Consider the following 23,891-nt stretch of genomic DNA (forward strand, 5'->3'; position numbering starts at 1 on the left):
AGGGATCGGCCCGGCCGCCCTCCTTTCGACCGGCGGGGCCGTGGCACTCCCGCCCACGTCCCTCCCCTCGGACGACGGACGGGCCTTCTCCGGGGGCTTCCCTGGCAATCGACGCAATCGACGGGGCTCCGCGAACCGGTGGACCATGAACGGAAACCATGAACATCGCCTATTGGATCGTCGCGGGACTGCTCGCCCTCTTCTACTTCTACGCAGGCACGCTGAAGGTGATCCGCAGCCGCGATCAGCTCCGACCGATGATGGCCTGGGTCGACCGCATCCCCTTGCCCGCCCTCAGGGCGCTGGGGACGGTCGAGACACTCGGCGCGACCGGCCTGATCCTGCCGCCGCTGACCGGCATCGCACCCTCGCTGGCGCCGGCCGCAGCCATCGGTTTCGTCCTCCTGCAGACCGGTGCGATCGCCGTCCACCTGACCGGCGAAGACCGCCGGATCGCACTCAACGTCGGGCTCATCGCCACCGCGGCCGTGACCATCTGGCTGGCCACCGGGCTGTGATCGAGCACATCCTCGACCGGAGGATGCGAATCCAGGGCCAGCCGCCCCACCGCCGCTGTCATTTCTTATGAACCTCGAACATGCCGTCATCTACGCGCTGCTCGGTGAGGCGTACATCTGCCGTCGCAGCTCGTGAACAAAGCCACCTCGCGGTATGGCCACCGGCGGGGGTGATCGTCAAGGTGGGCCGGGGAGCGACAAGTACCCCATAGAGATCACGGACGAGATGCGCCAGGCCATGGACACCGCCCGGCGGCAGGGCCTGCAGAGGGACCTGCGTACCCTCGCGGCCGACATCCGGGCCGACGCGGAAGGCCGGTACGACAGCGCGGAACCCGGCTGGCAGGCCGGAGTGGAGTGGACGCTGCGGTGGATCGAGAACACCGCCAGCCAGCTGACCCAGGGCACGCCGTAGCAGTACGGGATGCGGTCAGGGCTCTGTGCTGTGCCCGTGCGAAGAACCGCCCAGCGCTTGAAGGCGCTCGATGATCTCGCGCCGCTGTTCTTCCTCGCGCTCAAGGACGGCGGCCAGGACGTCCAGGTCGCGGTGTGCCTCGATCGCGGTGCGCAGCACATGGGTGATGACGTCGGGCGGGAGTGCTTCGGCCTGGGTGGTGGAGGTGCCGGCGAACGAGCGGCGGTCGGTGGGCTTCGCCGGGGCGGTGGGCAGCTGGTGGTCGGCGATCTGCTGTTCGGTGACGGCCAGGCGCTCGAAGCCGATCCGGGTGTCGGGGACGTCGACGGCCGCGAAGGCGGTGACGTCCTCGGCGAGCGCGGAGAAGAGGTGGACTCCGCTTGGATCCCAGTCGGACACCACCAGGATGCGCACCGCGCGGTGTCCGCCGGTGGCGGCGCGCAGTGCGGCCCCGCGTTTGCCGGGCAGGCTGTTGAAGCCCGAGCCGGAGTAGACCGGCACGCCGTAGGGGTCGGTGACGGCCGTCAGCTGTGGCACCATCCCCGCCGTCTCCGACCACACCTCCAGGCTCACCGGCTGCCCGGCCTGCCGATCCAGCCGGAAGTCGCGAGCGGCAGCGAGCAGCGTGCCGTGAAAGTGCACCGGGCCGTCGTAGGCGACCGGCACCACACTGATCTCGGTGTCGTCGCGCAGGGCCTGCCACGGGATGCGGCCGGAGCGCCGCGCCATGCCGAGGACTTCGACCAGCCGTTTGTAGGTGCGTTCCTCCTTGGCCAGGACGCCGTCGGACACCAGGGCGTACCAGCACTGCCGGATGGTGAGCGGCAGCTGGCCGGCGAAGCGGGCCAGCACCAGGTCGACCGCGGCCAGTAGCTCCCGTGTCGCCGGCCGCGGGCGCCAGCCGGGCTGGTAGCCGCGAGGGCGCTTGTCCGGCATCCCCGGCCCTCCCCTCACCCCGGGCAGGACGTCAAGACCTCCCTTCCGAGGATGGCTCGCGGCCGCGGCGTCGGCCACTGCCCCGGATCACTCCGCTGGCGGGCGGCCCGGGTGGAAGGCATGGGCCGTGACCACCTGGACGTTGCCAGAACCCATGCTCGCCGCTCCTGTCGCCGATCCGGCCTTGCCGCCGGGGTGGGCCGGCGAACCGAAGTGGGACGGCTGGCGGGCCCTTGTCTCGGTGGAGGCCGGACGGATCGTGCTGCGCTCGCGGCGGGGCACGGACCTGGCGCCGATGTTCCCGGACATCCGGTCCGGCAGCGGGCAGTTGCCGGACGCGACGGCGCTGGACGGCGAGATCGTGGTGTGGGAGGCCGGACGGCTGGCATTCGAGCGACTGCAGAAACGGCTGCAGCGGCGCAGGGCCCAGGCGGCCCGGCTCGCCGCTGAGTGGCCCGCCCACTTCGTCGCCTTCGACCTGCTGCGCCTCGCGGGTACGGACACCACCCGGTGGCCCTACCGGCGGCGCCGCGCCGCCCTGGAGGATCTGTTCACCGAACACGAGCTGGCGGCGCCGTGGGCGCTGTGTCCGTCGACCACCGACCCGGCGACCGTCCGCGAGTGGCTGACCTGGACGGCGGTCGGCATGGAAGGCATCGTCTTTAAACGGCTGGAGGGCCGTTACGAGCCAGCGGTGCGCAGGTGGCGCAAGTACAAGGTGCTTGAGACACACGACGCGATCGTCGGTGCAATCACCGGCCGGCTGGCCGCGCCCAGGACGCTGCTGCTGGGCCGCTTCGACACCAGCGGGCGCCTGCAGTACACCGGCCGCAGCACCAACCTGTCCCAGGCGGCCGGCCGTGCCCTCGCCGAACTCCTGGCCCCGGCCACCGGCACACACCCGTGGGCTGGCTGGACCTTCTCCGCTGGCTGGGGAACGAACGAGACCCTCAACGCAACCCTGGTACGGCCCGACCTGGTCGTGGAGGTCGACGTCGACGTCGCCCGGGACAGCGCCGGCCGCTGGCGCCACCCCGCGCGCTGGCACCGCATTCGAGCGGAGTTGCATCCGATACAAGTGCCGAAGTTCGGCGAAGGGGACGAACCACCCGCTGACGGCAATCTGCACGAGCAGCCCTAGCCCTTGCGAGCTGGGGCGTTCCCAAGCCAGCAATGCAACGCCACGATGTTGCACTGGATGCAACACATGCAGGAGCGAGTCGACCTGCCGGGGCACGCGCGACTGGAACGCCTACCTCCTACATGACCAGGGACATCACGGGGCGGGTCGAAGGCCGTTCATTCTGCAGCCGCGACCAGCTCCGTAAGGTCGGCCTCGGCAGTCCCGGCCACAAAGCGAACGTCGAAGGTGTAGCCCTCATCGCAGAACACCAGGTCAAGGTTGGCGGGCGTCAGCTCGCGGAACACGGTCGCCAACCAGATCGCGTCCTCCTGCCAGACATCCATGTACAAGCAGGTGCCGTCCTCGTGCAGATACGCCTCACCCGGGCCGATCTCCGTCTCGAACTCCCACACGAGACTGCGTGCTGCGCTGCTGTGCGTCGAGTCGATCTCGACCTCAGACCACCGAGCGCAGATGGCTGCAGTCAGCGCGTCCCGATCGATGCACCATCCGCCCGCGTCACCCTCGACAACCACCAAGAACGTCACAGCAACGATCTATCAGACACCCGTGACAGGCGAATACCGCGCACTTCGAATACCTACCCGGTACCAGCAGCCCGCCCCGACCTCTCCCCCGACGCCGTTCCCCGCTTCGGTGACTGACCCGTGCCGCGCACCCGCCTGATCGGCACGCGCGTGCGCGGGGGCCTGGTGCCGCTACCAGGGTTCGGGACCGGGGTGGTCGGAACGCATGCGGGCCTGGGCGGCGGCGAGATCGGCGACGACGGCCACGAGCTTCCAGCGCTCACCGTCCCAGCGCAGCACCGCGCGGGGCGCGTGGGGATCGCGGTGGGCGGCGCGGGGCGGGCCGGGGACGAGGGTGATGGCGCGCATCCGGCCGGGCTGGTAGGTGCGCTCAAGCAGTCTCCGCCCGAACTGCTCATCGCCCGTCCTGCTCATCCTCGCCCTCGCCGTCTTCCTCGTCCTGGTCGTCGTCGGGGTCCTCGATGGGCAGCTGACCGAGGTTCTGGCGTTCCTCCTCGGTCAGCGCTCCGTTCTTGTCGGCGTCCTCACGCCCCATATCGGCAGTGTCCGGCACCTTTGAAGACCCGCCAAGAGCCGGTTTCTGCGTCCGTGCCGCACCTTGGCCATCCGGCCGGTTGTGGCTGTCCGCTGCATCAGGTGACTACTCGCTCGTTGCGCAGACACTCCTGTGGATCGGGCTCACCGTCAGCCGACTGGCACGTCCCCGCTCAGGTCGCGTGCAGGGCGTAGGCGAGGCCGTCGTTGATGCTGCCCTCCAGGCCCTTGCGGTAGGCCGTCTCGTACACGGCGTCGCCGCCGGCGTCGCGGGCCTGTCTCTCGGAAGCCCGGCGGGCGGCCACGAGTGCGGGGATGCCCAGTTGGTTTCGGCCCACGCTGTTCCACAGGCGCTGGGCGATGCCGAGCAGCCGGGCCGCCTGTTCTCCGCGGCCGTCGGCGGCCGCGACCGAGGCCAGCAGGTCCAGGGCCGTGGCCATGCCTGTGCTGTCGTGGAGCAGGGCCTTGCCCTCCAGGGCCGCGCGGGCGTGGGTGGCCGCCTCGTTGGGGTGGCCGAGTGCGAGGGCCGCCAGCGCCCGGACGTAGTCGGCCCAGGCCCGGGCCCACCGGTCGCCGCGCTGGACGCACTCCGCGCGCAGTGCGTCGGCCACCGCGGCGGCGGCCGCGAACTCCCCCAGCGCTACGTGGGCGAAGGCGCGGACCGGCCAGGCCAGGAAGCGTGCCCCGATGTATGCACGGCCGTGGTCTTGGGCGTACGGTGTCGCGTCGAACACCGTGGCGGCCTGCGCGTTTTCTCCGCACAGCACCAGGCGTGTGGCGGTGAGGTGGGCGGCGGCGATCAGCATGGCCGGGTCGGCGGTTGCTTCGGCGGTGGCCCGGAATTCCTTTCCCAGCCGGAGGACGGCGTCGGTGTCGCCCTGCGCGAGGGCGGTCGCGCCGCAGGCCCATACCGCCTTGCTGCGGACCGGGCTCGGCTCCGGGAAGCGGGCCAGGGCCCGGTCCAGGTAGTGGCGGCCCTCCCGGAGGAACCCGCAGGCGAGCCAGAAGAACCACAAGGAGGCGCCCAGTTCCAGCGCGGTGTGTCCGTCGCCCCGGGTCAGGCAGCGGTCCAGGGCGGCACGGAAGTTGGCGTGGTCGGTGGCCGTGCGCTGGTACCAGGCCGACTGGTCCGGGCCGACCCAGGCGGCATCGGCCTGCCGGGCGAAGGCCAGAAAGTGAGCGCAGTGGCGGCGGGCGGTGGCTTGGTCCTCGCCGAGTCCGGCCAGCCACTGTGCGCCGAACTCGCGCACCGTGTCCAGCATCGTGTAACGCGCCACACCGGCTCCTGCTGTCTGCCGCCGCAGCAGCGACCTGGCGGCCAAGCCGTCCAGCAGCCGGGGCACGTCCGCGGCCGCCAGCGGGCCGCCGGCGCACACATCCTGGGCCGCGTCCCGGTCGAAGCCGCCGGCGAAGACCGACAGCCTCGCCCACAACAGCCGCTCCAGCGGGGCGCACAGCTCATGGCTCCAGCCGATGGTGGTGCGCAGTGCCTGATGCCGCGGCTCGCCCCCGCCGTCCTCGTCGGCGGTGAGCACCTCGAAGCGGGCCTGCAGGCGTTCGAGGAGTTGGTGCGGGGTCAGTTCGGGCAGCCGGGCCGCAGCCAGCTCGATGGCCAGCGGGATGCCCTCCAGGCGGGCGCAGACGTCCGTCACAGTCTTGCGGCCAGCATCGTCGGCGGCCAGCCCGGGCATGAGGTCAACGGTCCGGTGGAGGAACAGCGCGACCGCGCCGTCCCGGTCTCCGATGCCGCCCGCGTGGTCCGGCCCGGGCAGCGGCAGCGGAGGCACCGCCAGTACGCGTTCGGCCGGGCTGCCCAGGGGCTGGCGGCTGGTGGCCAGGATGCGCAGCCCGGGCGCCGCGGTCAGCAATTCCCCGGCCAGGTGGGCGCAGGGAACGGTGAGGTGTTCGCAGCAGTCCAGGAGGAGCAGCAGATGCTTGTCGGCCAGCCACTCGCTCACCACCTCGAGCGCCGGGCGGGTGGTCTGGTCCTCCAGCCGCAGCGCCTCCATGACCGTCAGGGCGAGCAGGTTGGTGTCGTGGTGCTCGGCCCGGGGCACCGGGGAGAGCTCCACCAGATGGACGCCGTCGGGGAAGGCGGCGCGCAGCCCGGCCGCGGCGCGCAGCGCCAGCCGGGTCTTGCCCACCCCGCCCACCCCGGTCAGCGTCACCAGCCGGGCCTCCTCCAGGGTGCAGCCGATCTCTATCAGCTCGGCCCGGCGGCCCACGAAACTGGTCGTCTCCACCGGCACCTCCCCCGCCGGCCAGTCCGCCCGGAAGAACTCCACCCCGGCCGCCTCCCTCCACCTTTGCTCCGGCTCCCACCTCAGGCAGTGGGCCCTGCTGGCCCAGGGCACCCAGCCTGGCCGGAAGGCACGGCGGAGCAGGCTGAATAGGCGAAAACCCCGCACCCGCGCACCGACAGGACAAGAATGAGAAGGACTGCCTCCGCTACGCGGGGCGGCCTTGGCCGCCCACGCCCGGGTACGCGGCGGCGCAGCACTCCGCGCCATGCCGCCGCACGACCGATACGGCCGGCAGAGCCTGCCGCGGATGCCGGCGAAGGACCCGGCACACCTTATGCATTGGTCCGACCTCGGCGGCGACAGAGCTTGCCCGCGGGACGAAGCGGAAGCGGTTGCGGCGCCACCCGTACGCGATCGAGAGCAAGCCTCCCTGCCCGATGCGGGCCCGTGTGCCGTCCCTCCTGTTCCTGCCTCCCGGCGCTAGCACAACGACGGCACTGCTCGGGGCTCTTCACCCGAACCAGCCACGGAACGCCCACCCCGTGCGGAAAAGTGCCCGCCAGACTCCCCCGGTGAGGAGGGGCCTCCCGCCGACGAGGAGGCACGGTGCACGCGGACCGCGGCCGACTGCTGCTGGCCCCCCACACCCCGGCCGCTCTCGCGCTGGCCGTGCGCACCCGCTCCGCCGTCGGCCCCGGCCAGATGGGCGGCGACCTGTACGACGCCCTCCTCACCCCCACCGGCCCGCGCCTGCTCATCGGCGACGTCAAGGGCCACGGCCCCACCGCCGCCCCGCTCGCCGCCGCGCTCCTGGCCGCCGCCCGCCCCATCGCCGCCACCGAACCCGACCCCCTCCGCCTGGCCCGCACCCTCGACGCCCGCATCCGCCCCCACCTGGGCCTGGAGGACTACATCACCCTCCTCATAACGGACTTCCACCCCAGCGAGGTCCGCCTGGCCAACTGCGGGCACCCCCACCGGTGCGCATCACCCGATCCCGCCTGGACCCGCTCACCCCGTCCCGCCCCTCCCCGCCCCTCGGCCTGGGCCCCGCCCCCCGCCTCCAACGCATCCCCCTCCGCCCGGACCAGCGCCTGCTGCTCCACACCGACGGCCTCACCGAAGCCCGCAACAGCCACGGCGCCTTCTTCCCCCTCGACGCCCGCGCCCGGGCCGCCATGTGGACACCCGATCTGGACCAAGCCCTCGATCAACTTCTCGACCTGCTCCACCGGCACACCGCTCACACCACCACGGCCGACGACCTCACCCTGCTCCTGACCCAACCAGCCCCCATCACCCGCGCGTAGCTCCATATGGACTGTCACGACCCAACACCACGGCAGTCACTGGCCGCACCTTGTATGTACAGGGCTTCCAGAACAGGTTTTGACCGAGGGCAGGCCGATGGCGGAGGGCGCGGTGTGCGTCCCGGCACTCCGCATCCGGCATCCGGAAGCGGACACGAACCGTCGGCGGTCTGGGCTTCTTCTGGAAACGCGGCCCCTTGCTCGACCGCAGCGCCCGCTGACGAACGGACACGGATTCCGGGCCCGGTCCTTTGACGAGAGGACCGGGCCCGGAGCGCATGGTCAGCAGCGGTCAGGGTGTGTCGCCGGAGTAGTAGAAGCGGCACGCGACGCCGGGCCCCTGTGCCCGGGGTTCGCCGGGGCGCGGGTCGTACAGCGCCCGGCCGCCGGGCCACCGCCCCAGCTCGGTCATCAGCGCGACGCCGTCGTCTATCTCTTCCGGCCGCCAGCCCGTGATGTCGAGCAGCAGGCCGTCCAGCGGGCCGCCGACCAGCGCGGCGTACGTCTAGTGCGGCAGCGGGCCGGGGTGGGGATCGTCGTGGTCGCGGCCGTACACCCGGCCGCGCAGCAGCTGCTCGTCATCGGCGTTCATCCGACCAGCCTCGCAGCTACACCGACAACCACCCCGGCCTCCGAGCCCGCTGGCTACCGGCGGCGCCTGATGCCGAACCGGCCGCGGGGCTTCACCGCCGGCGCTTCGGCCGCCGCGCGTTCGGCTTCCTCCGCCTGGCGGCGCGCGGCGCGCGCAGCCTTCGCACGGTCGGCGGCCTCCTTCGCGCACGGCCCGCACAGCCGGTCCCACTCGCCGGGCCACGAGGACTGCGTCGTCTCCTGCCAGCGTTCGTCGGTGAACTTCGTGCCGCACTCCGTGCACACCGGCCGCTGCGCTTCCCGGTGAGCGGCCTCGCGCTCCGCCTGACGCCGACGGGCCTCCCGAAGCTGGACCTTGTACAGCCGCTCGCCGTCGGGGTTGTCCAGGGCCTCGGACAGGGTCTGCCAATCATCGCGCCCGAGCCTGCGCCACACCTTCCCCGCGGCCCCGGCCGGGTCGGCGGTGATGCGCTCCAGCTCGGTGACGACCACGGGCACCGCCTGGTGGTAGTCGACCGCCGTGTAGCTCTCTCCCCGGTGCGGGGTGCCCGCGAAGTAGGCGCGGGCGGCCTGCTCCAGACGCCGCATCCGGCTCTCGCGCTGCGCGGCGGTCGCCCCGGTGAACACGAACGCCACCGGCACGTACCCCTCGCGGCCCGTCGCCGGGTAGATCCGCGACCACAGCCGGAAGTCGTGCACCGCAGCACCCTGCCGCCGGGCCGCCTTCTCCTGGTTCGCGTCGGCCTTCGGCGCCAGGAGCTCGAACCAGTCGGTGTAGCGGCGCAGCTTGTCCACCAGGTCGTCGACGGGCTCGGTGACGCGGTCGACCTCCAGCAGCATCGCCGGCACTCCGGCATCCGGGGCGCGCATCGTCAGGTCGGCGTACTGGGTGTAGCCGTACGGGAGCTTGTGGGCGATCTCGGTCTGCCAGGACAGCGGCGTGCCGTACCCGGCACCGGTGAGCACGGCCGCGGTCGTCATGACGGCGGCGGCGTGTTCGTCGTAGCCGTCGTCCTTCACCGGCCGGCCCTCGGCGTCGAGCCGGAGCTTGCGCAGCGCGGAGATCCGCACCGTCTTCGGCAGCAGCAGCTTGGCTTCCTTGTGGCCCTGCTCGGTGAGCACCCACAGCTGGTGGCCCGACTCCAGTCGCGTCTCCACCCGGACCAGGCCCGAGTCCTTCAACGCGTTCAGGGTGTCCCTGGTGCACCGGTCGTGCCGGTCTGTGGGGCGCAACATCCGCCAGAGCTGATCGGCAGTAGCCCGCTGGAAGATTCCCAGAGCCCTCAGCACTTCCTTGCGTCGCACTCCGGTCGGCTTCCAGACCTGTGTCGTCCTAGGAGGGTTGTCGAACGCATCGCGGGGCTTTGACTTCCGGGGCTGACCTGCGGATACGCGCCGGGCGGGCGAAGTGGTCGTGGAGGGGGTGATGGAGGGGCCCGTGGATGGGGTCTGCGGGGCCTGGTCCAGGCCGTCCGCGGGCGCGGGGCCGGGCACGGTACGGAGGTCTTGGGTGGGGCGGGGTGTGTGGTCGGCGGGCACGGTGTCCTCGGATTCCCCCGGCCTGTGTGCCGGGTCGGCAGTCGTCCGGCCCGCACGCGGATGTGCGCACGGGCCGGGGCCACCGTGAGGAATCACCCCTTGTCCGCTGTCTGACGATCAGCGGCAACGGGTGTCCGGTTTCTCCTTGACCACCCTCATGTCGTGTGGGTTTGTCCGTGGCCGACGCCACACCGCCCGGCTGGAGCTCAGCGGGCGGGCCGGGTACCGGACGGCGAGGCTCCGCGCCGCCAGTCCGAGGGCTTCTGGCCGCGGAACGTCTCGCCGCTCTCGATCCGGGCCTTGTTCCGGGCGAACTCGCGCTCGGCTGCCGACAGCTGCCGGGGCACGCAGCCGGGGTGTCCCCAGCCGTCGGTCACCTTCGTGATGACCTCGCCCTTGGCGTAGTCCTTGAAGCAGGCCCGGCAGGTGCCCGGGCACGCGGCCCGCACCGAGCCGCGCGGCAGCGGCACCGCCTTCTTCGCCGCCGTCTTCTTCGCGGCCGGCTTCCCGGCGCCCGCCTTCTTCTTCGCCGCCTGCGCCCGCTTGATCGCCTCGCGCTGCGCCTTGCCGGGCCGCTTCTTCGGCTGCTGCCCACGTGCCGCCTTGGCGGCCTTCTGTGCCGGGGTCTGTCCCACGCGCGGATCGTAGAGGCCGACGTGCGGCGGGCGGCGCGCGCCACGCGCACCGGATGTCCCAGGCGGTGGCGCGCGGGTGCGGACCAGCGCGCGCGGTGCGTTGAGTTGCGCGCGATGGAACGCACTCCCCACCCGGTGGAGCGCACCGAGTGGACTCCACCCGCACCTGGTGCGTAGCGCGATGGCCTCCACTCTCCACTCGATGCGGACGATGTCGTGCACTTCCACCCGGTGGAGCGCACCCCGATGCGGCGATGCACGACATCGTCCGCGCCACGCACCGCCCCTACGGACGGTGACGGCGCACGGTGCGGTGGGAGGGAGAGATCTCCCCTCCGCCACGGTGCATCGGGGGCCCGATGCGTGCCGCCCCCGAAGAGGTAGCGGACGCTGTCAAGGGAAAACGTCGAAGATTACGCGGAAACTCGTAGCTGGACTAGGGTTGCTTTCCACCCGATGGGCTGGGTGGAATCCGGCGGCACACCTGGTCAAGGAAGGTGCATCAAGTGCACCGCGCCCGATGCGCCGTCACCCTTTGTATACGCATTGGGTGGAACGTGCGGAGTGGCGGCCACTCCCGTGCGGTGCGCCGGTGCGGTCGGCGGGAGCGCGGTGCATCGTCGGCCGGCGCGCCGGATGCACCGCACCGTCACCGCACCGGCGCGCGATGAACCGCACCGCGCGCCGGATGCCGGGATATCCTGCACTCCCCCACCGGATGGTGCGCACTGGAATGGAGTCCACCCGATGCGCTCCACCGTGGTCTCCACTCGCTGGGCGGACTCCACTCCCACCCGCCCAGCGGTCCACGCACAGGGCGCGCGGTGGAGTCCACCGTGGTCACTCATCCCCGGCGGCGGCCCCGTGCGGTGCGCCACGGGTTCGGCCGGCCGCCGGGGTACTGCCGTGAGCGGGAGCGGCGCCGGACGGGCGACGGCTTCGGCGACGGGTACAGCGCCGCCCGCAGCCGCGACGCGTCGGCAAGCTGCTCCAGGCGCTCGAGCTGCTCCGGTGAGAGGTGCGGGGGAGTCGGATGGATCATCGGGGTCTCCGTGCTTCGGTGGGTTCGCTCCCCTGCACCTTCGCTGTCTCCGTCGCCTGCGGGGGCGCTCGCGCGGCCCACGTCCCGGCAGGCGCTCCGGCGACTTCACCCGTCGTCCCGGGAGACGGGCAGAGCTCTGGGGCCCACGAGGATCCGAACGCGCTGACGCCACGGGCATCAGGTCCGTGGGCGTCGGCGCGGTCAGCGGTTGGAGGTCAGCTCGCCATCATGGCCTGGAGGTCGCTGAGGGCCAGCTCGTTCGTGCCACGGTCCGCCGCCTTGCTCTGCGTCCACGCGAGGACCGCCGGATGGGCGTCCTGGAACGGGGCGCCGACGGCCGTGTGCTGCCCGTCGGTGGTGGCGACCTGGGTCAGGTAGGCGGCCAGGGCGTGCGGGCCGCCGCCGTTGTAGCCGATCTCGTACCCCAGGGCGTTCCTCTGCGGAAGGAGCGAGAGGACGCCCTTGTCCGTCCGGGCCCAGAACAGACCGCGGCCGGTGTAGAAGCGGCTGAACGTGTCGTTAGGGCGTAGTTCGAGCGGGGCGTACGTCGTGTAGCTCCACTGGTCCGTGCCGCCGGTGCCCGCGTGCTTGAAGTGCTCGCCCACGACGGGCAGCCCGAACTCGGGGTCGTAGAAGGTCCGGCGGCACAGGCAGCCCGATCCGTCGATGGCTGAGGGACTGTCCTTGTCCTCCGCAACGCACGGGTGGAACAGGGCCGGGATGTTCTTCGGTTCTACGAGGGTGCAGTGCATCGCGTTCGGCTTGCAGCGCACCAGTCTCCCCAGCCACTCCTGGAAGTGAGGTGTCACGGTCTGCTGCGCCTCGATGTCCAGTACGGCGTTCAGCGACGACGTGACGGCGCCGCGCTGGGGCTCGGTGTAGAGGACGAAGTTCAGGTAGCCCTTCGTCGGATCGGTCAGGTTCAGATCGCGGGCCTCGTAGGGCAACGTGGCGCTCCAATGCGGGTGCCTGGCGGCCGGGGCGCGGCCGCGGGGAACGGTGAGGTCAGCCAGCGCGGTGTTCGGGGCGCAGGGTCAGGCCGCGGTTAAGGAACTGCTCGGTGTCGTCCGGTCCCAAGCCGAGGGCGCGGGAGACGGCGGTGCCTTCGTCGTCGCGGACGAAGACGAGCAGGATCTTGCGGCTGGCGGGGTCGGCCATGGCCCGGCGGGCGGCTTCGACGGTGTGGGCGACGCAGCCGGTGGTGCCGTCTTCGACGACCTCCCGGCGCGTGGTGTCGTCCCAGACGTTGAGCTGGAGGTTGGCGCCCTCGGTGGAGCAGTCCTCCTTGGAGTCCGCACCGAGGACGCAGCGCCCGAGCAGTGCGGCGTGGGCGTGGCGCTGGAGGTAGACGACCTTCCCCAGGACTTCCTCAGCGTGCTTTTCCAGATTCTTCTGGATCATCTCCCGGGGCATGATCTGGACTTCCGAGCCCGAGGACCTCGCCCGGATGAGAAGCGCCGACACGGTCTTGGCGAGGTCGTCGGCCATGCTGAGCAGGCCCACCAGGTTCACGTCGCTGCGCTGGCGGGGCGGGGGCGGTTCGTCGGGGTATCTCTCCAGCGGTTCCAGGGGTTCGTGCGGGTCGGTCAAGGTTCCTCCCGTGCCGGGTGCCAACGCCCCGATTCTCAGTCCGGGCCGCCGGGCCTCGCGGGTGAAGTCACAGATCGGCCACCTGCTGGCCGGTTGGCATCCCTCACCGCTCGGGGCTGGCTCCCCTGCCCTGGTCGGGCTGCGCCGTGTGGTGCTGCTGACTGCCCGCGTCGGCGGCCGGAGCCTGCTTCGCCGGGTGCGCGTGTTTCGCCTGGTCCGCCTGCTCTTCGACCGTACGGCCGCGGGCCTCGGCTGCGCGGGTGAGCGCGGCGAGGCGGGCCAGGTTCTGCGGTGAGGTCATCCACGTCGCGGGGTCCCACCGCCTACAGCCGGTCCTCCGGCTCCACCATCGAGCTGCCCGCCGGCCATGCCGCCCAGGTCTTCCCGGTCGGCTCCAGCACGGGGTTCATCGGCGAGGCGTTCTCCATGGACAGCCTGGAGTTCATGCGCTGGGCCGCCGTTCGCTACGACAGTGACCGGTTCGTGCTCGTGGTGCTGTTCCACCTGATGGGCTCGCAGAAGCCTGGCGGGCTGATCGAGGTCAAGCACGAGGACGTCGCCGAGCATCTCGGGTACAGCCGGCCTCACATCAGCCGCGTCTTCAACGTCCTGGAGGCCGACGGCGCGCTGCGCAGGGTCCAGCGGGGCCTGTACCAGCTCAACCCTGCCGCGTCGCTCAGGGGCGGGCTCAGGGAGCCGCGGAAGGGCGAGAAGAAGCGCTCCAAGGCGGGTATGAGCGACAGGGTGGAGCAGCTGGACCTGTTGCGCGAGATCATGGAGGACCCGGACGCGCCCGAAGCGTTCCGGGCGATGGCCGCTCCCGGCGCGAAACTGGAAGTGCGCAAGGAGTCGGATGGGGAAGGGAAGGCCACGTCATGACGTCCGCTGCCGAGGAATGGGTTCCGCGCCGCAACGTGCTGTGGGGCAGCTTCAACGGTCTCGCGTACGTACCGCGGCTTCCTCCCACCGCCTACACGCTGCTGCTACACATGATGACCGAGCAGGAGCCCGGCGGCCTGGTCGTCGCCACGCACGACGAACTCGCGGCCGGCCTCGCGATGGAACGCGGCATGATCAGCCGCGCCATGCCACACCTGGTCGCCGCCCGGCTCGTCACCGTGGTCCGCCGCGGCCGCTTCCAGCTCCACCCGATGATCGCCGCCTTCAACGACCCCCGCGAACAGCAGCGAGCGGTCAAGGCACTCCCCCGGAACATGCGCCTGGACGCCGGCGACTTCGAAGACGAGTACGAGCGTCGCTTCCAGCTCCACCTGGACGAGAAGGCCCGCAAGGCCGAAGCCAAGGCCAAGGGCAACGTCACGTCCATCAACAAGCCCCCCCCGCCTCAAGCGCGTCCACTGATCGCCAGCGGCCTCACCGAGACGGCGTCGCACCTTCGGGTGCGACGCCGTTCTCGTGCCCGAAACAGTGGCACCGGGTGAGCTGGTTCGTTCTGCTCCGCCCGGACAAGCCGCTGCTGCGGGGGCCGTGACCGATCCATGCAGCAGCCGTGCATAGATCACCCCCGGAACATCGCAGATCTGCGATGTTATGCAGCGCTGCAGCCGGTCCACGACGCTGCTGCTACCCCGGACCAGCGGGGGCGCGCTGCATCGAGGCCGGGGGCCTGCTGCACGAGCAGCAACCGTGCGGCGCCTGGCCCATGCAAATGCTGCGCTGCCCTCGGCAACACCACCTTGCTGCCACCCGACGACCACCACGAATAACGCAAGCAGCACCCCACCGATGACGGCCATCACCCACCGTGCAGCAACCCGCTGCACGCCATGTCGAGCAGCACGACCAGGAGCAGCGCCGTGCAGCAGATGCAGGCCTTCGCCGACGGCTGTCCTCACAGCTCACACGCCTTCGGTTCACCCCTCTACCTGGGTGTTCGGGCTGTAAGACTCACAATCTCCGCGTCGCCAGGGAGGTCCAGGCACTCCTTGCGCGGGGCCGGGAGCAGTGGGACGGGGCCGCCGGGCAGCAGCCCGCGGCGGCGCAGAGTCTGGGAGCGTTCGCGGCAGCGGCTGCCCTTTGTTGCGCCCATTGCGCTCCGCCGTAGAGCTGAGCCGAAGCACGCTACTTGTCATCGGTAGGGGTAACCAACTGTGCCTATGAGGCGGCAAAGCACCGCAGTTGTCACCGAATCGGCAGGCTACTTGGCACCAGTGACGCGGACAGCGGGATTGTTGTCACCGAGCGCAGCCGTCTCTGATCGGCTGCTATCGGGAGGCGAGGGGGACGGTGATTACGAGATGCCCGTCATCGTCGGGTTGAGGGGTATCGAGAGCGTTCATACGGGTGGCCAGGTGGCCGATCACGCGGCTGGTGAGTGACTCGTCCGGTGTGGCTATGCCCTCCGGGGGCAGACGCGCTTCGTCCTCACTCGGTGGGGTGCTGCCGAAGTAGCGGGCTGTGTCCATGTTGACGACCCAGCAGGCCAGGGAGACCTTGATCTGTCCGGGTACCGCGATACGGGCTCGGATGTGGGCGCACATATTGAAGCCGTCTCCGCGGAAAGTAACTGTCGTGGAGGGCTCCTGGCCGTCAGCGCACTGGTGCATCAGTTCGCGTACGGCCGGTTCGACGACGGCTCGAGCCATGGGTTCTGTGTAGACCATCTGCTCCCCTTGTCAGGTGCTGCAGTGTCCCAGGCGGGGCCCTCTACGGCTACACCGCCTGCGAACGACGGGCGGAAGCTGCCGTTCTTTGTGACAACAAGCCTGCCCTTGTGACATCTATAGTGCTTTGGCTCAAGAGCCGTATCTCAAGTTGGGGAGTGCGTGCCTGATCAGAAATCCAGATCGAGGTAGTCAATGTCGTTGATGGCCACGTCCGAGAGCCCCATGGCGCGGCCTCCGCCGTCCTGGAAATACACCTCTTTGAATCCATCGGCGATGATTCCGCGCATCTGCTGGTCGCTGGCCCCGGCGTCGCGGGCGTCGAACAGGCGCTGCGCGTACTCCGGGGGGAGGTGCACGGTGAGCCGCCGGAACCTTCCGTCGTCGGTCGTGCCGACCGGCGCGGTGTACCCGAACCGGGCGCGGGTCTCCACCGTGATTCCGCCCGTGGTGGCGGCCTGGCGCTGCCGGCGCTTGCGCACCAGCGGCTGCCACCGCTGCCGTACCGCGTCGTCGATCTTCGCGGCGACGTCGGCGCGGGCGTGCTTGCGGGCGCCCCGCCGGTAGCGGTTGACGGAGTCGGCGGTGACCCCGATCTCCTGCGCGACGGCCCTGGCGCTGCCCAGCTGCTTGAGCAGGTAGCCGATCTGGCCCTTGAGGCTCTTCGGTGGCTGGCGGGTGAAGGCTTCCCGGTCGGCGCGCTCGATCGCGTCGTCGATCTCCCCCACGGTCCTACTCCCCTTCGTCCAGGACGGCGTCGCCGCCCTTGATGTAGCGGGCCGGGTTCAGGCCCTTCTCCATCAGGTCGACCGCCCACAGCATCGACTGGACGCCCTCCAGCTTCGCCAGGCCCGGCGTGGGCCCGAGGCGGAAGGCGCCCGGCTGCGGCTTGCCGGACGCCGCGTAGGGGAGGAAGTCCAGCGGGCTGGCGCCGGGGCTGGGGTAGACGACGCAGTCGGACAGCACGGCGAGCGGGTACAGGCCCGTCAGCTTCGCCATGTTCAGCAGCTTGCGGTGCATGTTGACCCGGGCCTTGGAGATGACGGCGGCGCGGATGTCGGGGCGCCAGGTCGGCCGCTCCAGGGCCGGCCACCGCTCGCCCTCTTTGTAGTGGCGGCCCTGGGGACGCTCGCGCAGCTTGCCCACGCCGCCCTTGATGGTGGCCTTGACGGCGGCCAGGACCGCGGCCAGGGCCGGATCGACCTGCTTGTGCCGCTCCATCGCCGCCAGGAACTCCGCGTCCGGCAGGTCCGCGGTGACACCGAGGTCGGCGAGCGTGTCGACGTACGCCGCCTTCAGCCGGTCGTGCCACGGGTCCAGATACGCGCCGGTCTCCCGGCGCAGGTATGCCTCGAGGGGCTGGACGTTGTAGCCGAGCTGCTGGGCGTAGGCGACGGTGTGCGTCTGGTACCAGGCCGGCCCCGTCGGGCGCTCGCCGGTCGGCGTGAACGGGCTGGGCAGGCGCGGGTCCAGTTCGATGTGGGACAGGTCGACCAGCCAGGAGCCGGGCACCTTGGGGTTGAACGGCGGGTTCACGAAGTGCTCGGGGCCGGACAGGCCGACGACCAGGCGGGCCGTGGATGCGAGGAACGCCGTGTTCAGGTCCAGGCCGACCGCGAAGGGCAGCGTGCACTCCTCATCGGTGAGCAGGTTCACGTCGCGCACCCACTGGTAGGCCTCCTCGTTGAGGAACCCGCCCTTCCAGCCGGAGTTCACCACGACCGGGTGCTCCGGGGTGGCCTCCGGCGGTGCCGGCTCCATCGGCTGCGTCCCCAGCGAGCCGGGGTTGTAGCCGGAGATCCAGTTGCCGGTGGCCGGGTCGCGTTCCGGTTTCGTCGGCGGGCGCAGCGCCGTCATCAGCTCCAGGCCCGAGACGGCCGTCGACCCGCGGGGGGTGATGACGCGCTGGGCGTAGATGCCGAGGGCGCGTGCGATGTCGGCCGGCTCCATCTCCGTCACGCCGGGCCAGGACCGTTCATCGAGGGCGTCCCACGACAGGATGGCGAGCTGCACGCACTGCCGCTCGCGGCCCTGGGCCTTGCGGTAGATCCGGGCCCACGGGCCGAACCCGCGCTGCGTGAGCTGCCACTTCGCCTTCGTGATCTGCTTGACGACCGGGTGGTCGTCGGGCAGGCGCAGGGAGCGGCGCTGCTCGTGGCCCTCCAGGCGCTCCGGCAGGCCGAGCTTCACCGCGGCCGCCGCGGTGAGCACGATCAGCGGGTCGGAGTCCTTGCCGTGACGGTTGAGTTTCGGCGCACCGAGCCCGGACTTGCGCAGCGTCCACTCCACCAGCTCCACCACCGTGGTCACCGGGCAGTCGAGCACAATTCCGTCGACGCCGTACGCGGAGCCGTCGCCGTCCAGCACGGCGAGCGGGCCGTGCGGGAACCGCGGGTCAACGGGGGGCTTCGCGGCCTTCTTCGCCGCCGGACGCCGCGACGATGCCGCCGGGCGCGCGGCCGGACGGGTAGGGAGCCCGGGGGCGGCAGGAGCGGCGGGGGCCTCCACCGGCGCGGCGGTCTCCGCAACGGGAGCGGCCGGGCCGGTGAACGTGGCCGACACCTCCGACTGTGGCGCCGCGGTGGTCGGGGCGGGCGCAGCGGCGCCGGGCGCGGGGTACTTCGCTGCCCAGCCGTTCAGCAGCCGCTGGTACGCCTCCAGGCGCGGCGACTTCGGCTCGGAGCGGCCGTTCTCCCAGTTCTTGATGCTCTGCGTCGACGTCTTCAGCGCGACTGCGAGGCGGGCCTGGGTGATACCGGCGGCCTCACGAAGCCGGGCACGCTCCGCCGGCGGCGGGAGCTCCGGCTCCTCCTCCAGCAGTGCGTCGACCGACGCGAAAAGCTCTTCCTCGGTTGCCATCTCTCTACCTCCACCCCAAACACTAGCAGCACTTGCCCTCATATTTAACCTCATTATTTAACCCTGTCGGTAGTTTCTTGCGGTTGACCAGCGGCGTCGGTGCAGGTGGGGACTGGTCGAAGATTGAACTAGACGCTACTTAATCGATACGGACCGTGATTTTTTTCCGGGCGAGAGTGCACATTCCGGCCGCCGCGAACGCTTCTACTGTGGAGGCGCATGGTGCCTCTGGTGCCAATGGGGTGGGGACGGCATCTTCAACGTCAGCAACACGTACAGGGGAGGACCCCGTGCAGCAGACCGCTGCCGCGTGGTCGTTTGAGATCGCGCTTGCTCTCCGGGTGTTCGGCCCGGACGCCGTCCGGATCTGCCGCCGGCTGCTTACGGCCGGTGTCCGGATCGGCATCACCGGCCTGACCGGCACCCGCGCCCCGTCCGCTCAACCGGCCGACTCCGCCGAGGCGCCGCAGGAGGTCCGGTGAGCGGCGAGACGTGGGCGGAGGAGACCGGCGGAGCGGTCGGCGCGCCCAAGGCGGTGCCCATCGACCAGTGGAACACCACGGCGCAGCGGGCGTACTGGGCCTTTCATCAGCGGCGCCGCACCGACTACATGAGCTACGCCTACCGTCTCGCCGCTGGGCAAGCAGGAGGAGCCTACGATCCTCGTCGCGCTGAAGGCGGAGATCGAACGCCGCTGGGGCACCATCGACCTGAACGACATCCTCAAGGAGGCCGAGTTCGCCACCGGCTTCACCGGCGAGTTCACCTCGGTCGCCACCAGGGAGGCGGTCCCGAAGGCGGTGCTTCGACGCCGGCTGCTGCTGGTGCTGTTCGCGCTGGGCACGAACATGGGCATCAAGCGGGTCGCGGTCACCGGCAAGCACGGCGAGAGCGAGGCCGTCCTGCGCCGGGTACGGCACCTGTTCGTCAACCGGACCAACCGGCGCGCGGCGCTGGTGCGGCTGGTCAACGCCACCTTCGCCGCCCGCGATGCGGCGTGGTGGGGCGAGGGCACCGCGTGCGCGAGCGATTCCAAGAAGTTCGGCTCCTGGTCCAGCAACTTCATGACCGAGTGGCACCAGCGGTACCGCGGGCCCGGGGTGATGATCTACTGGCACGTCGAGAAGAAGTCGCTGTGCGTCTACAGCCAGCTCAAGTCCTGCTCGGCCTCCGAGGTCGCCGCGATGATCGAGGGCGTGCTGCGGCACTGCACGGACGTGGAGATCGACCGGCAGTACACCGACACGCACGGCGCCTCTATCGTCGGGTTCGCCTTCGCCCACATGCTCGGCTTCGACCTGCTGCCCAGGCTGAAGAACGTCGGCTCAGCACGCCTGTACCGGCCGACAGCCGGACAGGACGAGAAGTGGCCGAACCTGGCGCCGGTACTGTCCACCAAGACGATCGACTGGGACCTGATCCGCCAGCAGTACGACCAGATCGTGAAGTACACCACCGCCCTGCGCCTGGGCACCGCCGAAGCCGAGCAGGTCCTGCGGCGCTTCACCCGCGGCGGGCCCAAGCACCCCACCTACCGGGCAAGCGAGGAACTCGGGCGGGCGGTGCGTACGGCGTTCATCTGCGACTACCTCGCCGACGCCGACCTGCGGCGCGAGATCAACGACGGCCTCCAGGTCGTTGAGAACTGGAACTCCGCCAACCACGACCTCTTCCACGGCAAGGACGGCGACCTGACCGGCTCCGACAAGGAGTCCCAGGAAATCTCGATGCTCGCCCTGCACCTGCTCCAGTCCGCGCTGGTGCACGTCAACACCCTGCTCCTCCAGGACATCCTGAGCGAGGAGAAGTGGCAGAAGCGGCTCACCGACGCCGACCGACGGGCCCTGTCCCCTCTGTTCTGGACCCACGTGAACCCCTACGGCCGGTTCGAGCTGGACATGAATTCCCACCTCGACCTCACTGTTGTGGCGTAAGCCTAGGTGGCCTGGCCTGAATCGTCGGTCAGAGCAGCCGCGGTCAAGGTGAGGTGCTGGACCAGGACCGCGGCTGCGGTGTCGGCGTCACGGGCCAGAACCGCCTCCTCCAGCATGCGGTGTTCCTTGGCGCCGTCCCGGTCGGGATTGCGGTGCGCCGACCAACGGCGGGCCAGCTCACTCGCGGTCCACAACCGGTCGAAGGTCTCCAGCAGCGCGCGGTTGCCACACCCCTCCAGCAACGTGCGGTGGAAGGCCCGGTGAGCCTCGGCCCAGGCGCCGGTGTAGTACTCGCTCTCCTCCGGCGCGTATGCCGGAGTGCGCACCAGACGATGGTGGGCGGCCCGCACGCGGGCCTCCCAGTCGACGTCGCCGCGCTCGATGGACATGCGCAGGACGACCGGTTCGACGGTCCGGCGGGCTTCCGCGATCTCCTGCCAGCGGCGGTCGGAGAAGGACGGGACTGCGAAACCGCGGTTGGGTAGCCGGTCGGCGAGCCCCTCGCCGACCACTCGCACGAGCGCCTCGCGCACCACGGCCAGGCTCACGCCCTGCTCCCTGGCAAGATCCTGCGGCTTGAGCGGGGCTCCAAGGGAGTAGTCCCCGCGCATGATCGCGTCCCGCAGGTGTGCGTAGACCTGCTCGGAAAGCATCTGCTTCCCCGGCGGGGTCGAGGAGTGCGCCTTCTCAGTCATGAGCCCATCCTAGACGATCCATTGGATAATCGATTATCTATGTTACTGTCGATTCAGTAGCCCATGAGGGCGCCCTCGTCCGGAAAGGAACGACCGCTGTGCCTGCCAACGACCCCTTCGCCCGCCTCCCCCAGGTGGCCTCGTTCACCGTCACCAGCACCACCGTCACCGACGGCGCCGCGTGGCCGCCCGAGCAGCACTCCTCCGGCCTGCCCGGCGGCAAGGACACATCCCCGCAGCTGTCCTGGAGCGGCGCCCCGGACGGCACCAAGTGCTATGCCGTCACCGTCTACGACCCCGACGCCCCCACCGGGTCCGGGTTCTGGCACTGGGCGGTCGCCGACATCCCCGCCACGGTCACCGAGCTGCCCGAGGGCGCCGGCGACGACACCGGCTCACATCTGCCCGAGGGCGCCTATCAGTTGCCCAACGACGCCCGCGTGGCCCGCTACATCGGCGCCGCCCCGCCGGCCGGACACGGCCCGCACCGTTACTTCGTCGTGGTGCACGCCCTCGACATCCCCTCGACAGGCGTCCCGGCCGACGCCACACCGGCCGTACTCGGCTTCACCATGGCCGGTCACACCCTCGGACGCGCGGTGTTGATCGCCACTGCCGAAACACCCGCCTGACAGCGCCGCCCGACTCCCGGAGACACCACCGCCATGCACCTCGACGCCCTTCCCGACTCCGCCCGTACCGGCGGCGGCCCGATGGACCTGAACGCAGTCCGCGACGTCAGCCGCGCCGTCAGCGCCGCCCACCTGTTCATCTATCTTGCCCCCGAGACAGCCGAGGAGGCGGCCGAGCTCGGCGTGGCCGACCGCGGGCCGGCGTATCTGGCCTTCCGGTCGGCCGCGATGGGCGCGGTTCCGTGGCAGGTCACGCTCGCGGCCTTTTACAACTTCAGCCCGCGGGCCGTGCGGGCCATGGCGGGCGTATGGGACGCCGCGCCGCCGGAGCGGTGGCAGGCCGCCCGCTTCCTGGCCGCCGGCCGGGCGATGCGGCGCGTCGACGTACATCTCACGGATGACCACCTTGCCGAGGCGCGCTCGCTGATCGACCCGGTCGTCGCCGGTGCCGACTACGCCGGCAAGGTGCTGGCCGCCGCGAACGCCTCGGTCGTGCTTCCCTCCGATCCTCTCGTCGCACTCTGGCAGCAGATCACGGTGGCGCGCGAGTGGCGCGGCGACGCCCATCTCGTCGTACTCGCCGACAACGGCCTCGGGCCGTGCGACTGTCTCGTTCTGCACGCCGCGACCGGCCGCCTCCCGACAGCTCTGGCGCGAGCGACCCGCCGGTGGGACGACGAGGAGTGGAGCGCGGCGACGGCACGCCTCGTCGCGCGCGGCTGGCTCGACTCCCACGGCGTGGTCACCGACGCCGGCAGTGCGGCACGCGAGCGCATTGAAGTGGAGACAGACGAGCACTGCGCCGCGCTGTGGGCACCGATCGGCAACGCAGGCGCCCGCCGCTTCGCCTCGCTCATCGCGCCGATCGCCAACGCGTTCACCGCAGCAGGGACGTTTCAGGCCGTTCGCGGACAGCCTGACCTCGCATAAACGGTCCTTTGCGCGAGCAAGATCAGAAACGGGCCGCCAGACCTCCGCCGACCCCGGATTCGTTCGCAGAACCTGTTCTCACTCAAAAGCGGGACGGGCCCCCTTCTGAGACTTGCATTGTGCGGAAATCCGGGCCCATGACGACCCCCAGCGGTCTTCCCCGGCCGACCGGGCGGACGCGGACGACGTCGAACAGCACGCCTGTCCGAAGTGCGACGCCCAGCCCGGCTCACCGTGCCGCTCGCGCGGCGGCGCCATCGCCTCCGCCTACCACACCCGCCGCTTCACGAAGGTGCCCCGGCTGAAGAAGGCGCTGCGGGTGCCCACCCCGGCCGACCGCGGACCGGGACGGCCGTGGCGGCCGGGCACCCCGCCGCCAGCGCCGACCGACCCGGACCTGCCGAGCGCGGACATCCGCATCGGCTACGCGCGGTGCTCGACCCTCAGGCAGGAACTCGACTCCCAGCTCGACGCGCTCAGCAACCACGGCATCCCGAGGGACAAGATCTTCAGCGAGAAGATCAGCACCCGGGTGCGGGTCCGGCCCCGGTTCGAGGAGGCGCTGCGAACCGCGCGGGAGGTCAAGGCGCACGCCCCGCACTGCCGGGTCATCTTCACCGTGTACGAGATGAAGCGGCTCGGCCGCGACGCCGCCGAACTCACCGCCCTCGCTGACCACCTCACCGCCCACGGCCTGGCCCTGGAAATGCTCGCCGGGCCCCTGCCCGGCATCTACGACCCCACCGGCCCGGGGAAGCTGCTGTTCGCATTCTTCGCGGCGATGGCGGAGACCGAGCGGGAAAACATCCGCGAGTCGACCCTGGAAGGGATCGACACTGCGGCACGCAAGGGCAAGCACGGCGGCCGGCCCCCGGTCATCACCGACGACATGCTCCACACCGTGCTCCGGCGCCGCGCGGGCGGCGAGTCCGTCGAGCAGATCCAGCCCGACCTGATCATCCCCACCGGCAAACGCAAGGGCCAGAACCCCTCGGTGGCGAGCATCTATCGGGCGCTGGCCGAGCACGCCAAGCGCGAGGCGTACCCCGAAGCCGTCGAACAGGCCCACGCCGACTTCACCGCCCTCCAGGTCGGCGAAGTCCCCGGACCTCGCCCCGCTACCCCTGAGCTTGTTCTTTAACCTCTGGCCTCGAACAGGGCGTCGTACGACGTCACTCACCTGGAGATTCGCC

The 23,891-nt window shown here is 70.8% G+C and carries 25 protein-coding genes and 2 pseudogenes; 11 read left to right on the plus strand and 16 right to left on the minus strand.

Annotated features, from left to right (window positions below; all coding sequences use genetic code 11):
- Positions 1-158: 158 nt before the first annotated feature.
- Entirely contained in the window at positions 159-518 is a 360-nt protein-coding gene (locus IE242_RS36235) for a DoxX family protein (protein WP_189867141.1), read from the plus strand.
- Between the two features lie 154 nt (positions 519-672).
- Positions 673-933 (plus strand): hypothetical protein, encoded by a 261-nt coding sequence (locus IE242_RS36240; protein ID WP_189867144.1) that lies wholly within the window; start codon positions 673-675, stop codon positions 931-933.
- Positions 934-948: 15 nt separating this feature from the next.
- Here the strand turns inward: IE242_RS36240 and IE242_RS36245 are convergent, their stop codons facing one another.
- The gene (locus tag IE242_RS36245) at positions 949-1,869 is read right to left on the minus strand and encodes a hypothetical protein (protein WP_189867146.1); all 921 of its coding nucleotides are present in this window, start codon (positions 1,867-1,869) and stop codon (positions 949-951) included.
- A 127-nt stretch (positions 1,870-1,996) separates the two neighbouring features.
- Here IE242_RS36245 and IE242_RS36250 point away from each other — a divergent pair, with 127 nt between their 5' ends.
- On the plus strand, positions 1,997-3,010 hold the full coding sequence (locus tag IE242_RS36250; protein ID WP_229859948.1) for an ATP-dependent DNA ligase: 1,014 nt from the start codon (positions 1,997-1,999) through the stop codon (positions 3,008-3,010).
- 158 nt (positions 3,011-3,168) lie between these two features.
- Here IE242_RS36250 and IE242_RS36255 read toward each other — a convergent pair whose 3' ends face one another.
- The 4 genes from IE242_RS36255 to IE242_RS36270 form a co-directional block, all read right to left on the minus strand.
- Positions 3,169-3,540 (minus strand): hypothetical protein, encoded by a 372-nt coding sequence (locus tag IE242_RS36255; RefSeq protein WP_189867148.1) that lies wholly within the window; start codon positions 3,538-3,540, stop codon positions 3,169-3,171.
- A gap of 171 nt (positions 3,541-3,711) precedes the next feature.
- Positions 3,712-3,954 carry a DUF6087 family protein gene (locus tag IE242_RS36260; RefSeq protein ID WP_189867150.1) on the minus strand — a complete coding sequence of 81 codons (243 nt, stop codon included), beginning with the start codon at positions 3,952-3,954 and terminating at the stop codon, positions 3,712-3,714.
- Positions 3,935-4,075, minus strand: coding sequence for a hypothetical protein (locus IE242_RS36265; protein ID WP_189867152.1), 141 nt, complete (start codon positions 4,073-4,075; stop codon positions 3,935-3,937). The genes IE242_RS36260 and IE242_RS36265 overlap by 20 nt, the downstream gene beginning before the upstream one ends.
- A 172-nt stretch (positions 4,076-4,247) precedes the next feature.
- Positions 4,248-6,359: an ATP-binding protein gene (locus IE242_RS36270; protein WP_229859950.1), complete on the minus strand. Its 2,112-nt coding sequence runs from the start codon at positions 6,357-6,359 to the stop codon at positions 4,248-4,250.
- A 660-nt stretch (positions 6,360-7,019) separates the two neighbouring features.
- On the opposite strand from IE242_RS36270, the pseudogene IE242_RS36275 reads away from it, so the two are divergent.
- Positions 7,020-7,627, plus strand: a pseudogene (locus tag IE242_RS36275) (PP2C family protein-serine/threonine phosphatase).
- A gap of 292 nt (positions 7,628-7,919) precedes the next feature.
- Here the strand turns inward: IE242_RS36275 and IE242_RS36280 are convergent.
- The 7 genes and pseudogenes from IE242_RS36280 to IE242_RS36310 form a co-directional block, all read right to left on the minus strand.
- Positions 7,920-8,219: pseudogene (locus IE242_RS36280) on the minus strand (hypothetical protein).
- Positions 8,220-8,272: 53 nt separating this feature from the next.
- Positions 8,273-9,853, minus strand: a complete 1,581-nt coding sequence (locus IE242_RS36285; RefSeq protein ID WP_373299685.1) for a replication-relaxation family protein — start codon at positions 9,851-9,853, stop codon at positions 8,273-8,275.
- Positions 9,854-9,963: 110 nt separating this feature from the next.
- Positions 9,964-10,392 (minus strand): hypothetical protein, encoded by a 429-nt coding sequence (locus IE242_RS36290; protein ID WP_189867158.1) that lies wholly within the window; start codon positions 10,390-10,392, stop codon positions 9,964-9,966.
- Positions 10,393-11,236: 844 nt separating this feature from the next.
- Positions 11,237-11,434 carry a hypothetical protein gene (locus IE242_RS36295; RefSeq protein WP_189867160.1) on the minus strand — a complete coding sequence of 66 codons (198 nt, stop codon included), beginning with the start codon at positions 11,432-11,434 and terminating at the stop codon, positions 11,237-11,239.
- Between the two features lie 215 nt (positions 11,435-11,649).
- Positions 11,650-12,381 (minus strand): hypothetical protein, encoded by a 732-nt coding sequence (locus tag IE242_RS36300; RefSeq protein ID WP_229859955.1) that lies wholly within the window; start codon positions 12,379-12,381, stop codon positions 11,650-11,652.
- 58 nt (positions 12,382-12,439) lie between these two features.
- On the minus strand, positions 12,440-13,024 hold the full coding sequence (locus IE242_RS36305; RefSeq protein WP_189867196.1) for a hypothetical protein: 585 nt from the start codon (positions 13,022-13,024) through the stop codon (positions 12,440-12,442).
- A 103-nt stretch (positions 13,025-13,127) separates the two neighbouring features.
- On the minus strand, positions 13,128-13,325 hold the full coding sequence (locus IE242_RS36310) for a hypothetical protein (protein WP_189867162.1): 198 nt from the start codon (positions 13,323-13,325) through the stop codon (positions 13,128-13,130).
- Between IE242_RS36310 and IE242_RS36315 the strand changes: the two genes are divergently transcribed.
- Both IE242_RS36315 and IE242_RS36320 read left to right on the plus strand, forming a co-directional pair.
- On the plus strand, positions 13,316-13,903 hold the full coding sequence (locus IE242_RS36315) for a helix-turn-helix domain-containing protein (protein ID WP_189867164.1): 588 nt from the start codon (positions 13,316-13,318) through the stop codon (positions 13,901-13,903). The genes IE242_RS36310 and IE242_RS36315 overlap by 10 nt on opposite strands.
- Positions 13,900-14,466 (plus strand): hypothetical protein, encoded by a 567-nt coding sequence (locus IE242_RS36320; protein ID WP_189867166.1) that lies wholly within the window; start codon positions 13,900-13,902, stop codon positions 14,464-14,466. Before IE242_RS36315 ends, IE242_RS36320 begins: the two co-directional genes overlap by 4 nt.
- A 783-nt stretch (positions 14,467-15,249) precedes the next feature.
- On the opposite strand, the gene IE242_RS36325 is transcribed toward IE242_RS36320, so the two are convergent.
- From IE242_RS36325 to tap, 3 genes are all read right to left on the minus strand, one after another.
- Positions 15,250-15,630 (minus strand): hypothetical protein, encoded by a 381-nt coding sequence (locus tag IE242_RS36325; protein ID WP_229859957.1) that lies wholly within the window; start codon positions 15,628-15,630, stop codon positions 15,250-15,252.
- Positions 15,631-15,818: 188 nt separating this feature from the next.
- A complete protein-coding gene (tpg, locus tag IE242_RS36330) occupies positions 15,819-16,376 on the minus strand; it encodes a telomere-protecting terminal protein Tpg (RefSeq protein WP_189867170.1) in 558 nt (185 codons plus the stop codon).
- A gap of 4 nt (positions 16,377-16,380) precedes the next feature.
- Positions 16,381-18,507 (minus strand): telomere-associated protein Tap, encoded by a 2,127-nt coding sequence (tap, locus tag IE242_RS36335; protein ID WP_189867172.1) that lies wholly within the window; start codon positions 18,505-18,507, stop codon positions 16,381-16,383.
- Between the two features lie 290 nt (positions 18,508-18,797).
- On the opposite strand from tap, the gene IE242_RS36340 reads away from it, so the two are divergent.
- Together IE242_RS36340 and IE242_RS36345 are read left to right on the plus strand one after the other, a co-directional pair.
- Positions 18,798-18,989 carry a hypothetical protein gene (locus tag IE242_RS36340; RefSeq protein ID WP_189867174.1) on the plus strand — a complete coding sequence of 64 codons (192 nt, stop codon included), beginning with the start codon at positions 18,798-18,800 and terminating at the stop codon, positions 18,987-18,989.
- A gap of 237 nt (positions 18,990-19,226) precedes the next feature.
- Positions 19,227-20,441 carry a Tn3 family transposase gene (locus IE242_RS36345; RefSeq protein WP_229859963.1) on the plus strand — a complete coding sequence of 405 codons (1,215 nt, stop codon included), beginning with the start codon at positions 19,227-19,229 and terminating at the stop codon, positions 20,439-20,441.
- Positions 20,442-20,443: 2 nt separating this feature from the next.
- Here IE242_RS36345 and IE242_RS36350 read toward each other — a convergent pair whose 3' ends face one another.
- The gene (locus tag IE242_RS36350; protein ID WP_189867175.1) at positions 20,444-21,136 is read right to left on the minus strand and encodes a GntR family transcriptional regulator; all 693 of its coding nucleotides are present in this window, start codon (positions 21,134-21,136) and stop codon (positions 20,444-20,446) included.
- Between the two features lie 98 nt (positions 21,137-21,234).
- Here IE242_RS36350 and IE242_RS36355 point away from each other — a divergent pair, with 98 nt between their 5' ends.
- From IE242_RS36355 to IE242_RS36365, 3 genes are all read left to right on the plus strand, one after another.
- The gene (locus tag IE242_RS36355; protein ID WP_189867177.1) at positions 21,235-21,768 is read left to right on the plus strand and encodes a YbhB/YbcL family Raf kinase inhibitor-like protein; all 534 of its coding nucleotides are present in this window, start codon (positions 21,235-21,237) and stop codon (positions 21,766-21,768) included.
- 33 nt (positions 21,769-21,801) lie between these two features.
- Positions 21,802-22,698 carry an SCO6745 family protein gene (locus tag IE242_RS36360; protein WP_189867179.1) on the plus strand — a complete coding sequence of 299 codons (897 nt, stop codon included), beginning with the start codon at positions 21,802-21,804 and terminating at the stop codon, positions 22,696-22,698.
- Between the two features lie 112 nt (positions 22,699-22,810).
- Complete coding sequence (locus IE242_RS36365; protein WP_229859962.1) at positions 22,811-23,839, plus strand: recombinase family protein; 1,029 nt, start codon at positions 22,811-22,813, stop codon at positions 23,837-23,839.
- Positions 23,840-23,891: the final 52 nt, after the last annotated feature.

The organism is Streptomyces poonensis (assembly GCF_014650915.1).
Classification (GTDB): Bacteria; Actinomycetota; Actinomycetes; order Streptomycetales; family Streptomycetaceae; genus Streptomyces; species Streptomyces poonensis.

What these genes read in the sequence shown, in the direction of transcription:
- IE242_RS36240 (WP_189867144.1), top strand. Translation starts at nt 673, where the DNA reads ATGGCCACCGGCGGGGGTGATCGTCAAGGTGGGCCGGGGAGCGACAAG.
- IE242_RS36360 (WP_189867179.1), top strand. Translation starts at nt 21,802, where the DNA reads ATGCACCTCGACGCCCTTCCCGACTCCGCCCGTACCGGCGGCGGCCCG.
- IE242_RS36235 (WP_189867141.1), top strand. Translation starts at nt 159, where the DNA reads ATGAACATCGCCTATTGGATCGTCGCGGGACTGCTCGCCCTCTTCTAC.
- IE242_RS36260 (WP_189867150.1), bottom strand. Translation starts at nt 3,954, where the DNA reads ATGAGCAGGACGGGCGATGAGCAGTTCGGGCGGAGACTGCTTGAGCGC.
- IE242_RS36245 (WP_189867146.1), bottom strand. Translation starts at nt 1,869, where the DNA reads ATGCCGGACAAGCGCCCTCGCGGCTACCAGCCCGGCTGGCGCCCGCGG.
- IE242_RS36320 (WP_189867166.1), top strand. Translation starts at nt 13,900, where the DNA reads ATGACGTCCGCTGCCGAGGAATGGGTTCCGCGCCGCAACGTGCTGTGG.
- tap (WP_189867172.1), bottom strand. Translation starts at nt 18,507, where the DNA reads ATGGCAACCGAGGAAGAGCTTTTCGCGTCGGTCGACGCACTGCTGGAG.
- IE242_RS36350 (WP_189867175.1), bottom strand. Translation starts at nt 21,136, where the DNA reads ATGACTGAGAAGGCGCACTCCTCGACCCCGCCGGGGAAGCAGATGCTT.
- IE242_RS36265 (WP_189867152.1), bottom strand. Translation starts at nt 4,075, where the DNA reads ATGGGGCGTGAGGACGCCGACAAGAACGGAGCGCTGACCGAGGAGGAA.
- IE242_RS36325 (WP_229859957.1), bottom strand. Translation starts at nt 15,630, where the DNA reads ATGGCTCGAGCCGTCGTCGAACCGGCCGTACGCGAACTGATGCACCAG.
- IE242_RS36310 (WP_189867162.1), bottom strand. Translation starts at nt 13,325, where the DNA reads ATGACCTCACCGCAGAACCTGGCCCGCCTCGCCGCGCTCACCCGCGCA.
- IE242_RS36295 (WP_189867160.1), bottom strand. Translation starts at nt 11,434, where the DNA reads ATGATCCATCCGACTCCCCCGCACCTCTCACCGGAGCAGCTCGAGCGC.